General features: G+C 65.0%; 10 protein-coding genes. 8 read left to right on the top strand and 2 right to left on the bottom strand.

Features of this window, described 5'->3' with window-relative positions; all coding sequences use genetic code 11:
• Nucleotides 1-761 precede the first annotated feature (761 nt).
• Nucleotides 762-1,112: a hypothetical protein gene (locus tag NLM33_RS02325; protein ID WP_371929893.1), complete on the top strand. Its 351-nt coding sequence runs from the start codon at nucleotides 762-764 to the stop codon at nucleotides 1,110-1,112.
• A 734-nt stretch (nucleotides 1,113-1,846) separates the two neighbouring features.
• On the opposite strand, the gene NLM33_RS02320 is transcribed toward NLM33_RS02325, so the two are convergent.
• Nucleotides 1,847-2,224: a hypothetical protein gene (locus NLM33_RS02320; RefSeq protein ID WP_254094300.1), complete on the bottom strand. Its 378-nt coding sequence runs from the start codon at nucleotides 2,222-2,224 to the stop codon at nucleotides 1,847-1,849.
• A 182-nt stretch (nucleotides 2,225-2,406) separates the two neighbouring features.
• On the opposite strand from NLM33_RS02320, the gene NLM33_RS02315 reads away from it, so the two are divergent.
• On the top strand, nucleotides 2,407-3,816 hold the full coding sequence (locus tag NLM33_RS02315; protein ID WP_254094299.1) for an aldehyde dehydrogenase family protein: 1,410 nt from the start codon (nucleotides 2,407-2,409) through the stop codon (nucleotides 3,814-3,816).
• Between the two features lie 67 nt (nucleotides 3,817-3,883).
• On the top strand, nucleotides 3,884-4,444 hold the full coding sequence (locus tag NLM33_RS02310) for a DUF2478 domain-containing protein (RefSeq protein WP_254094297.1): 561 nt from the start codon (nucleotides 3,884-3,886) through the stop codon (nucleotides 4,442-4,444).
• Between the two features lie 21 nt (nucleotides 4,445-4,465).
• Here the strand turns inward: NLM33_RS02310 and NLM33_RS02305 are convergent, their stop codons facing one another.
• The gene (locus NLM33_RS02305; protein ID WP_254094295.1) at nucleotides 4,466-5,401 is read right to left on the bottom strand and encodes a helix-turn-helix domain-containing protein; all 936 of its coding nucleotides are present in this window, start codon (nucleotides 5,399-5,401) and stop codon (nucleotides 4,466-4,468) included.
• 199 nt (nucleotides 5,402-5,600) lie between these two features.
• Here NLM33_RS02305 and NLM33_RS02300 point away from each other — a divergent pair, with 199 nt between their 5' ends.
• The 5 genes from NLM33_RS02300 to NLM33_RS02280 all read left to right on the top strand — a co-directional run bounded on the left by NLM33_RS02300 (nucleotide 5,601) and on the right by NLM33_RS02280 (nucleotide 11,644).
• Nucleotides 5,601-6,821, top strand: a complete 1,221-nt coding sequence (locus NLM33_RS02300) for an amino acid ABC transporter substrate-binding protein (protein WP_254094293.1) — start codon at nucleotides 5,601-5,603, stop codon at nucleotides 6,819-6,821.
• A gap of 66 nt (nucleotides 6,822-6,887) precedes the next feature.
• The gene (locus NLM33_RS02295) at nucleotides 6,888-7,763 is read left to right on the top strand and encodes a branched-chain amino acid ABC transporter permease (protein WP_254094291.1); all 876 of its coding nucleotides are present in this window, start codon (nucleotides 6,888-6,890) and stop codon (nucleotides 7,761-7,763) included.
• Nucleotides 7,760-9,445, top strand: a complete 1,686-nt coding sequence (locus NLM33_RS02290; protein WP_254094289.1) for an ATP-binding cassette domain-containing protein — start codon at nucleotides 7,760-7,762, stop codon at nucleotides 9,443-9,445. Before NLM33_RS02295 ends, NLM33_RS02290 begins: the two co-directional genes overlap by 4 nt.
• The gene (locus NLM33_RS02285) at nucleotides 9,438-10,196 is read left to right on the top strand and encodes an ABC transporter ATP-binding protein (RefSeq protein WP_254094287.1); all 759 of its coding nucleotides are present in this window, start codon (nucleotides 9,438-9,440) and stop codon (nucleotides 10,194-10,196) included. Before NLM33_RS02290 ends, NLM33_RS02285 begins: the two co-directional genes overlap by 8 nt.
• On the top strand, nucleotides 10,193-11,644 hold the full coding sequence (locus NLM33_RS02280) for an aldehyde dehydrogenase (protein ID WP_254094285.1): 1,452 nt from the start codon (nucleotides 10,193-10,195) through the stop codon (nucleotides 11,642-11,644). Before NLM33_RS02285 ends, NLM33_RS02280 begins: the two co-directional genes overlap by 4 nt.
• The last annotated feature ends 6 nt before the right edge of the window (nucleotides 11,645-11,650 follow it).

Raw genomic sequence — 11,650 nt, 5'->3', positions numbered from 1 at the left:
TTATCTTCCGCATGGCGAGGGGCCCGTACTGCTTTCCGCAGATTACAGCATCCGGCGGCTACTCGATACTGTTTGGTTCGATGTCGGGCAAATTTCCCAGGGCCCCGCATGGAGTCCGCCGTTTCCCCGATTGACGGTGTGTCAGATGCTGCGGGCGCGGTCCTCATGAAGCGACTGTTGAGGAGCAGGCACCCAGCCCCACTCTTCCTTGGGGCAGCTTACCCGGCTCTCCTCACCACAATACGTTGAAGATTTGAGGCAGGATGATTGCGAAATTCGTCGTGGGACGATCTCTGATCCAGGAGGGATGTCATCATGAAAAATTTGTTTGTGACCACGATTGCCATCGCCGCCATCGGAGGCACATGGACCGAAAGAGCCGGCGCGTGCAACTTGAACCTTCCGACTTTCGAACTCATGGGCTTTCCAATCTCCCCGCACCAGGTAGCGGTGATGGGATCGGCCCATGTTGAGGAGAGCTCAGCCACACCGCAGCTGACGTTGGCTGGTTTGCCCGCTTCTCCCCATCAGATTGCGGTCCTCACTTCGCGTTCGAAAACGCTGAAAATGGCTCAGGCTACGGTTGGTACGCGAGAACCAACCACCGTTGGCTTGACGCCACCTAGCCTGCCAACAGGCGCGACTGGCGCTGGGCTTTGTACCGCTGACTGAGCACGCGCAAGATCGAGTACACCATTTCAAGACCGCTCGGTGGCCTCGAAGTCTTCCGTTGAACCGAGTCAAGATCGCGAGGCGACGACATGCTGGCGATGAGGCGGGCGACCGTTCCGATCTGTCTGCTGCTGCTCACGACCGCGACGTTCGCGCGAGATGACGGCCGCTACGCGAATTCCCCGCTGAAACCCTGGTTCGAGAGCCTGGAGAGCGAATTCGGTAAGTGCTGCGAGGATTCCGACGCCTACGTGGTTTCCGAACCGGATTGGGAGTCCGATCACGGGCGATATCGCGTTCGCATCGACGGCGAATGGGTTCTGGTGCCAGACGGCGCTCTCATCACGCAACCCAACCTCGCCGGACGGACGATGGTCTGGAAGCACTACATCGACGGCCACCCCCGTGTCCGCTGTTTCATACCGGGCAGCATGACCTGATGCGTCGACGATCGTCTGAGACATTAGGATCCCGGCGACAAGGATCCGGGTCCGGCCTGTCCGCCGGCCTGCGGTGCCTCATCACGTCACCACCACCGCTCGTCAGCTCCGACGAGGCGATCGAACAGGACGCTATTGCTGCAATGCATGAGTCCGGTGGCCCGAAAAGGCCTTCGGCCTCAGAGCGGACAAGCCGTGCCCGGCGTTGCAACGCACCCCTGACCAGGAACAATCGGTTGTGGCGTCGGAAGCGGCGGCAGCGGATGGATCGGCACCGGATCGACAGGGATATGTGGCGGCCAGGGCAACGGCCACGGCAACGGCGGAGGGCCGATGTGTATCGGAGGCAGTGGACCGATGATGATCGGCAAATTGGTGTTCGCGGCGTTACTGTCGGCATGCGCGACGCCGACCAACGCGCTTAAGGCAACGAATGAAAGGCGCAACGCTCGGAAAGTCATTGTCGTCGGCTCCTGCTTGGACGCGCCGCCAATACGATCGCGCCAGGGATGAACAATCCCATTGCGCGTCGCCACCGCCAAGCTGGACATGAGAGTTAGAGATAAACGACTAGTCCCAAACAACTAGCCGCTCATCGCAAGGGCCGGACATCTTAAACGTACAGAGAAGCGTTGCCGAGCACGCGCAAGCGGCATGAAGCCCGTCCGGCGCAATCGTCGTCGGTGTTCGCCGTCAACGGCACAACCTCTGCTCCGAACCGATGAGTGCACGGCCTAATTCGGCCGCACCGCGATCTCCGGCGCTGGCTGGATCAGTGCCTCGCCGAGCAGACTCTGCTCGGCCTTCGGGATCGAGAAGCGGACCTTGAAGCCGTCTTCTGTCTCGAGCGTGATGATGCGCTGGGTCGCATCCGTTGATTGCTCGACCACCCAGGCCGCCAGCGGATAGGCATAGCGCAGGCTCTGGTCGCCATAGCGGGCCTTCAGCGCGGCTTCGAGCAGGCCCGGCAGTGTCATGATCAGCGCGCCGACCTGGTTGAGCGAGACGCGCACCTCGGCCGGCTTGCCTGCAGCATCCTCGAACCGCAGCGCGATCGCACCGCCGTCCGGAGCCACCTCGCAGGTCGTGAGCGATTTGACGCTGATTTCCATTGCAAACTCCGACACCCCCGCCTTCGCTATATCGTTCACGATATATCGATATCGGCTGCCGCGTCCAGCCGCCTTTTTTGGAACCGCTCGAAACGCACAGCATGACTCACGGATCGAAATCGTGATATACGCATGGATATAGCGACCCGAACGGCCCGTTTTGACAGGGAGCGAACAAGCCAATGAGCGACTTCAATCTTCTCATCGACGGCAAGATGGTGCCCGGCGACCTGACCATGCCCGTGCTCAATCCCGCGACCGAGGATGTGCTGGCGCAGTGCCCGCGCGCCTCGAAGAGCCAGCTCGACGCGGCCGTGGCCGCGGCAAAAGCCGCCTACCCGGCCTGGGCCGCAACGCCGATCGAGGAGCGGCGCAAGCTCGTGATCAAGATGGCCGACGTCATCGAGGCCAATTCCGGCGAGCTCGCGCGCCTTCTGACCGCCGAGCAGGGCAAGCCACTCACGGATGCCACCGGCGAGGTCCTGGGCATGGCCGCGTTCTTCCGTTATCTCGGCTCGCTCGAGCTGCCGATGCGGGTGATCGAGAACTCCGGCGACCGCAAGGTCGAGGCGTATCGCCGGCCACTCGGCGTCGTCGGCGCCATCATTCCCTGGAACTATCCGCTGCTGATCCTCAGCTTCAAGCTGCCGTCGGCGCTGCTCGCCGGCAATACGCTGGTGGTGAAGCCCGCGCCGACCACGCCGCTCGCGACGCTGCGCTTTGCCGAGCTCGTCAAGGACGTGCTGCCGAAGGGCGTGCTCAACGTCATCACCGACGCGAACGATCTCGGCGGTGAAATGACCAAGCATCCTGACATCCGCAAGATCTCCTTCACCGGCTCGTCCGCGACCGGCCAGAAGGTGATGGCGAGCGCCGCGCAGACACTCAAGCGCATCACGCTCGAGCTCGGCGGCAACGATGCCGGCATCGTGCTCGACGACGTCGATCCGAAGAAGGTCGCGCCCGGCATCTTCGAAGGCGCGTTCCAGAATTCCGGCCAGGTCTGCCTTGCGATCAAGCGACTCTATGTCCACGAGTCCGTCTATGACGAGCTCTGCAACGAGCTGGTCGCGATCGCCAAGAGCACCGTGGTCGATGACGGATCGAAGCAAGGCACCAAGCTCGGACCGCTTCAGAACAAGATGCAGTACGAGAAGGTGAAGGCGTTCCTCGAGGACGCGCGCAAGAACGGCAACGTCATCGCCGGCGGCTCGGCGACGGACCGCCCCGGCTATTTCATCGAACCTACGATCGTGCGCGACATCCAGGAAGGCTCGAAGCTGGTCGACGAGGAGCAGTTCGGTCCCGTGCTGCCGGTGATCAAATATTCCGACAAGGACGACGTGATCCGCCGCGCCAACGCCACGACCTACGGCCTCGGTGCCTCGGTGTGGTCGTCCGACGTCAAGCGCGCCCACGAGGTCGCAAGCCAGCTCGAGTCCGGCACGGTTTGGATCAACAAGCATCTCGACATGGCCCCGCACATCCCCTTCGGCGGCGCCAAGCAGTCGGGCATCGGGACCGAATTCGCCGAGGAGGGCCTCGCCGAGTTCACCCAGCTTCAGATCATCAACGGACCGCCTGCGGCCTGACGAACACGCGGGGTCGCGGCGCAACCGCCGCGGCCCCGGCTCATTTCCAGTGAAGCGGAGGCGGACGATGTTCGATGCACAATGCGATCTTGCCGCCCTGGTCTATTCACCGCATCAGGACCCCGACGCCATCTTGCGTGGCTTCGCGGCCGACCTGAATGCGCGCGGGTTGCGGGTCGTGGGCATGGTGCAGGCGGGCCATTGCGCCGACTCCAGCCTTTCGGCGGTGCTGCTCCACAACGGCGAGAAGCTGCTGCTGGCGCAGGATCTTGATCCGGCCGCGAGCGGCTGCCGGCTCGATCTCGCGCGGCTCCAGAACGCCGCCGGGCGGATCGCCGAGACGATGAGCCACGGCGCAGACCTCGTCATCATCAACCGCTTCGGCAAACGCGAGCGCGATGGCAGGGGACTAGCCTACCTGATCAAGCGGGCGCTCGACTCCGACATTCCCGTGGTGATCGCGGTTTCCGACGACCACTTCGCCCATTGGATCAAGTTCGCCGGCGGCATGAGCGTCAAGCTCCGCTGCGACCGCCACGCGCTCGATGCGTGGTGGCGAGCCGTCTCAGCGCGAGGCGCGGACCCGGTCCCCGATCAGCATCTTACGGTTTGCGAAGTTCTGAAGTGAACGATCTGTGCCTTGCCGTGCTCACGGCCAGTCGGCGAAGTTCAGCGTCGGCTTCGACCGTCCCATCGCGCCACGGGCGCCGGCGCGCCGCCGCCAAGCCCCGGGGGCTTCGCCGGCGTGCTTGCTGAAGAAGCGGCTGAAATAGGCAGTGTCCTTGAAGCCGAGCGCGAACGCGATCTGTTTCACGGTCGCGGTGCTCGCTTCCAGTCGTGTCGCCGCTTCCCTGACGACACGCTGCTGGATCAGGGCGCTCGGTGACCGCTTCAGCTCCCGGCTGCACAGAGCATGCAGGCGGTCCGGCGTCATGCCGAGCAGGCTGGCGTAATCGGCGACCCGGAGTTGCTGATGGTATCGCTCCTCGAGCAGGCTGCGGAATCGGCTCAGGATCTCCGCGCTGCTGCCTTCCTCTTCCGGATCGCTGTCGCTGGCAAAGAGACGCCAGAAGCGCAATGCAATCAGCGTCAGCTCCGCGGACATGATCGACGCGGCACCGCTGCGCGCCGGTGTCGCGATCTCGGTCGCAATCGCGGCAATCGAGCGCGACACGGTGGTGACGAGATCGGGATCGCCCGGAAGCGCCATGATCCCGTCGGCGCGATCGAGAGCCAGATAGGCCGCCTCGGCCGACGGCGGCAGGTAGCGATGCCACGCGCCCGATTTCAGACGGAGCAGCTCTGCGGTCGTGCCCGCCGCCACGTCCAGATAGTTGGCGCATCCGGCCGGCAGCCAGACGATGGCGGGGCCGGACAATGCGATTCTCTCGCCCTCGCGACGGATGTCCGCGACGCCACTGCCGTGCAGGCAGAGCAGATGAATGAAGGGCCGCGCCGCCCTGGAATCGAGCGACCAGCGCCGCGGCTCATAGTGCGACACGATGACTTCGGCGCCGATCGCAGCAGGTCCATTGGGCGGGGCGACAATTGGAACACGCTCGGCGTCCGCGACCGCTCGACGCACTTGGCCGGCGCGACCAGAAACGTGCAATCTTTCGCCGGATCTGTCCATTGAAGGACAAAAGCCGAAGGTGCTTGCTGGGTCAAGTCCCGGCCACGGCACCTCCAGAAGCTGCCGAGCAGAAAAGCCGGGATGGAGAGGAAACGACGCACTTTCATCCCTGCGAGCGATCGCATGGGAGAACCACGGAGGGAGACTCGACATGTTCTCAACGAACCGTCGAACGCTGCTGCGCATCACCAGCGTGACCGCGATGGCCGCCGCGCTCTGGACCTTGACGTCCGCCGCCGAGGCGCAAGACAAGATCCGCATCGGCTACGCGATTTCCAAGACCGGCCCCTATGCTGGCGGCGCGAGCATCACCACACTGCCCAATTACGAATTGTGGGTGAAGGACGTGAACGCTGCCGGCGGCATCAAGCTTGGCGACAAGCGACTGCCGGTCGAGGTCGTCGAATACGACGATCGCTCGAGCTCGGAGGAAGCGGTGAAGGCGATCGAGCGCCTCGCCAACCAGGACAAGGTCGATTTCATTCTGCCGCCGTGGGGAACGGGCCTCAATCTCGCTGTCGGCCCGACCCTGAACAGGCTCGGTTACCCTCACCTCGCCGTCACCTCGGTCACCGACAAGGCGCCGGAGCTCGCGAAGCGCTGGTCGAACGCGACCTTCTGGCTCGGCACGTCCGCGCAAATCTCCGATTCGCTTGCCGAGTTGCTGGCCAAGCTGAAGAGTGAAGGCAAGATCGGCGGGAATGTCGCGATGGTCAGCGTCGCCGATCAGTTCGGCATCGAGCTTGCCGCCGCCGGCCGGGAGGCCTTCAAGAAGCACGGCTTCACGCTCGCTTACGACAAGACCTATCCGCTGGGGTCGCAGGATCTTCAGCCTCTGCTCAATGACGCGATCGCGGCCAAGCCCGATGCGTTCATCGCCTTCAGCTATCCACCCGATACCATCGCGCTGACCGAGCAGGCGCAGCTCCTGAAGTTCAACCCCAAGATCTTCTATGTTGGCGTCGGCACTGCCTTTCCGCTTTACAAGGGCAAGTTTGCCGCCAACAGCGACGGCGTGATGGGGATCGGCGGCTGGAACGCGGACTCGCCACAACTGAAGGACTATCTCGCGCGCCACAAGGCGGCGACCGGAAAGGAGCCGGATCGCTGGGCAAGCCCGATCACCTATGCAAGCCTCCAGGTGCTCCAGCAGGCGATCGAAAAGCTCGGCAAGGTGGATCGCGCCGCGGTCGCGGCGGAAATCCGCTCAGGCACGTTCGACACCATCATCGGTAAGGTCAAGCTGAAGGATGGACTGCTTCAGGAGATCTGGAGCGTCGGTCAGTGGCAGAACGGCGAGTTCTACGGGCTTGCGCCAACCTCACTGCCGGGCGCGCGCGCACCCGTGGTGCCGAAGCCGCAGTGGCAGTGACGCCAACCCGGCAGGCAGGTCTCGCCGCAAGACCTGCCCGCCGGAGCGCCAACAGGACACCGCTTCATGCTGCTGTTCGATATCGTCCTGCCGGGCCTCGTGCTTGGGGGCATGTATGCCCTCATCGCACTCGGCCTGACGCTGCAATACGGCGTGGCGCGCGTCATGAATCTCTCCTATGGCGAGTCGCTCGTCGCGGCCGCGTTCGGTGCGCTGTCTCTCTACACCGGTCTCGGATTGAGCCCGCTGGTGGCGCTGCTGCTCGCCGTGCCCTGCGCGATGGCGTTGAACTGGCTGCTCTACCGCTTCCTGCTCGAAAAGCTGATGCGACGCGGCAAGGACAGAGGCGCGCAGGAGGTCGATAGCATCCTCGTGACGTTCGGCGTGCTGTTCGCCATCCAGGGCATTATGCTCGTCGCATTCGGTGGCCAGTATTACAGCTACAGCTATCTTTCCATTCCCGTCATCGTGCTCGGCACGACGCTTGCCGTCAACCGGCTCGTCGCGCTGCTGTTTGCCGCCGTGATTGGCATCGCCGTCTATCTGGCGTTGACCCGCACACGCGTCGGCACCGCAGTCCGCGCCATCGCGGTCGACGGCAACGCAGCACGGTTGGTCGGCATCGACGTGCCGGCGATGTCGGGCCTTGCCTTTGCCTTCGGTGGCGGCCTGGTGGCGGTCGGCGGCGTGCTGGTCAGCATGTTCCTCACCTTCAACGCCTCGATGGGCGTGGTCTTCACCATGAAGGCGCTCGTCGTCGTGATCATGGGCGGCGTCGGCAACGTGATGGGCGCGCTCGTGGCCGGGCTGATGCTCGGCGTCGTCGAAACCGCAGTCGCCCGGCTGGTCGATCCCGGCCTGACGCTTGCCGCCACTTATGCGCTGTTTCTCGCGGTTCTGCTCATCCGGCCTACCGGCCTGTTCGGAAGGGCCGCCTCGTGATCGCAAGCCCCACCAAAACGCTCGCATGGTGCGCAGGCAGTGCCCTCGCCGCGGCCATCGTCGCCTACCCGCTCTATGCCAACGGCTACTATCTCGCGCTCGGCATCAGCATCCTCTACTTCACGATCCTGGCGACCGCCTGGGCGATGTTCTCCGGCCCGACCCGATACATCTCGCTTGCGACCGTCGCCTTCTTCGGCATCGGCGCCTACACCGCGGCGGTGCTGGGCGAGACCTGGCCCTGGCCGGTCGTGCTGCTGGCCGCTGCGGCGCTGGGCGCGCTGGTCGCTGCCATCACCGGTCTCTCCACGCTGCGATTGTCCGGCATCTACTTCGTGATCTTTTCCTTCGGACTTGCGGAGCTCATCCGGCAGCTCGTGATCTGGTACGAAGTCAACGTCCACAAATCGGTCGGCCGCTACCTCTTCAGCGCCGTGACCCAGGACGTTCTCTACTGGCAGCTTCTCGGCCTCGCCGCCATCGTCTTCCTGACCGGCTTTTTTCTCGGCCGCTCCCGCTACGGCCTTGCGCTGCGCGCGATCGGTGCCGACGAGACCGCCGCCGGTCATTCCGGGATCGACGCGACGCGGATCAAGCTCGGGGTGTTCATGCTGAGCGCCGTCTTCATGTCAGTGACCGGCGCGGTGATGGCGCCGCGCTGGACCTATATCGATCCGTCGATCGCCTTCAATCCGATGATCTCGTTCCAGGTCGTCATCATGGCGCTCTTGGGCGGCGCCGGCTCGCTGTTTGGCCCGGTGCTTGGCGTCGTTCCCCTCGTCCTTCTGTTCGAAGTCCTCACAGCGACGCTGCCGAACCATTTCAGCATTGTGCTCGGCGCGATCTTCGTGATCATCGTCCTGCTGCTGCCGAAGGGCGTCATCGGGCTGATCAAGCCGTGGCGGCGAAATGGACCGGCGGACCATGCCATACCTGCCGGAGGCAGTGAGCAAAGCGGACCGCTGCTTCGGGTCGACGGCGTCGGCAAGTCGTTCGGCGGGCTGCGCGCAGTCGATCGGGTCAGCTTCGAGGTCGCACGCGGACAGATCATCGGGATCATCGGTCCCAACGGCTCGGGCAAGACGACGCTCCTGAACATGCTCTCCGGCGCGCTGGTGCCGTCGTCGGGCGCGATCCGGTTCAACGGCGCGGATATCGGCGGGCTTCGACCGCACCGGATCGCCCGGCTCGGGCTTGCCCGCACCTTCCAGCTCGTGCGCGTGATGTCAGACCTGACCGTCGCAGAGAACGTTGCCGCCGCAGCCTATTTCAGCGGAGGATCGGCGGCACCGGACCACGGAGCGGAGACCAGCGGCGAGCTGCTCGATCTCGTCGGCCTCGGCACCATGCTTGATACGCCCGCCGGCGAGCTGACCTATATCGACCAGAAGCGCCTGGAGCTCGCGCGCGCTCTCGCGCTTGCGCCGCAACTCGTGCTGCTCGACGAATGGCTCGCCGGCCTCAATCCGAGCGAGCTCGAGACCGGGATCGCCTTGATCGCCAGGCTGCGCGACCGCGGCGTGACCATCATCATGGTCGAGCATGTCATGGATGCGATCCGCGCGCTGTGCGGGCATTGCATCGTGATGAATGCGGGCAGCGTGATCGCGCACGGTGTCCCCGACACGGTCCTGTCCGACCCGACGGTCGTGGCCGCCTATCTGGGAGACGCTGATGCTTGAGGTCGCCGCGCTCTCCCACTTCTACGGCAAGCATCAGGCGCTCGCCGACGTGACGCTCGATATTGCCCGCGGCGAGATCGTCGCGATCCTTGGCGCAAACGGCGCGGGCAAGTCGACGCTCCTCAAGAGCATCGCCGGCCTCATCGATCCCGCGCCCGGCGCAAGCATATGCTTTGACGGCGCAGACCTCACCGCGCTTCCGGTCCATCTGATCGTCGAGCGCGGGATCGCGCTCGTGCCCGAAGGGCGCGGCGTGTTCGGCGACCTGACGGTTGCAGAGAACCTCCAGCTCGGCGCCTACCCCGCCCGGGCCCGCGCCGGAGAAGCGGACAGGCTCGCGAAAATCCTGGCACTGTTTCCCCGCCTCACCGAGCGGATGACGCAGACGGTACGGACCATGAGCGGCGGCGAGCAGCAGATGGTCGCGATCGGGCGCGCCCTGATGTCCAATCCTCTTCTCCTGCTGCTGGACGAGCCATCGCTCGGCCTCTCGCCGCTGCTCAGCCGCGAGGTTTTTCGTGCGCTGACGCAGATTCGCGCCGGCGGCGTCAGCGTGCTGCTCGTCGAGCAGAACGCCCGCGCCAGCCTCGACATCGCCGACCGCGTCTATCTGATCGAACAGGGCCGCAACGCAGGCTCCGGAGTGGCCGGCGAGATGAAGAACAACCCCGACGTCCAGCGTGCCTATCTCGGCAAAGCGCGCGCACCTGCAACTGCCCAATCCCCCAGCAACCCATGGAGAGCTCCATGAACGCAATCGACCTTCTCATCGGCGGCAAAGATCAGTCGGCCAGCGACCAGCGGACATTCCAACGTCGCAATCCGATCAGCGGCGAGATCGCAACCATCGTGGCGGCGGCCTCGGTCGACGATGCGATGCGCGCCGCCGATGCGGCCGCGGCCGCGTTCCCCGCGTGGTCGCAGCTCGGGCCCTCCGAACGCCGCAAGCGCCTCAGCGCCGCGGCCGACATCCTCGCGCGACGTGCCCCCGACTTCACCGCGCTGATGGTCGCCGAGACCGGCGCCACCGCAGGCTGGGCCGGCTTCAACGTGCATCTGGCGGAGGGCATGCTGCGCGAAGCCGCCGCGATGACGACGCAGATCTCCGGCGAGATCATCCCGACCGACAAGCCCGACAATCTCGCGATGGCGTTTCGCCAACCCGTCGGCGTCGTGCTGGGGATCGCGCCGTGGAACGCGCCCGTGATTCTCGGCGTGCGCTCGGTTGCCATGCCGCTCGCCTGCGGCAACACGGTGGTGATGAAGGCCTCGGAAATGAGCCCCGGCGTGCACCGGCTGATCGGAAGCTGTCTGACCGAGGCGGGCCTCGGCGATGGCGTCGTCAACGTGGTGACCAATGCGCCGGAGGACGCGCAGGCCGTGGTCGAAGCCCTGATTGCGCACCCGGCGGTGCGGCGCGTGAACTTCACCGGTTCGACCCGGGTCGGCCGCCTGATCGCGCTCGCCTGCGCCAAGCATCTGAAGCGCGTGCTCCTCGAGCTCGGCGGCAAGGCCCCGCTCGTCATCCTCGACGATGCCGATCTTGATGCGGCAGTGAACGCAGCCGCGTTCGGGGCATTCATGAACCAGGGCCAGATCTGCATGTCGACCGAACGCATCGTCGTCGACGACAAGGTGGCCGACGCCTTCGTCGCCAAATTCGCAGCGAAGGCGAAGGGCCTGCCCTACGGCGATCCGCGCAAGGGCAATGTCGTGCTGGGCTCACTGGTGAGCCAAGCCGCCTGCGACCGCGTCGGCGGCCTGATCGACGATGCCGTCGCCAAGGGCGCGGTGATCGCGGCGGGCGGCCGCGGCAACGGCACCATCATGCCCGCGACGATCGTGGATCACGTCACGCCGGCGATGCGCATCTATGGCGAGGAAAGCTTCGGCCCCGTCGTCACGGTCGTCCGGGTCAGCGGCATCGACGAGGCCGTGCGCATCGCCAATGACACGGAGTACGGGTTGTCCTCCGCGGTGTTCGGCCGCGACATCGCACGCGCGCTCGAAATTGCCAAGCGGATCGAGGCCGGCATCTGCCACGTCAATGCACCGACCGTGCACGACGAGCCGCAGATGCCGTTCGGCGGCACCAAGGCCTCGGGCTATGGCCGCTTCGGCGGAAAGGCCGCGATCGACGAGTTCACGGAGCTGCGCTGGATCACGGTGCAGACCGGGCCGCGGCATTATCCGTTCTGAGGTCGG

Source organism: Bradyrhizobium sp. CCGUVB1N3, from assembly GCF_024199925.1.
Taxonomy (GTDB): Bacteria; Pseudomonadota; Alphaproteobacteria; order Rhizobiales; family Xanthobacteraceae; genus Bradyrhizobium.
This window is presented reverse-complemented; position numbering and strand designations above follow the sequence as displayed.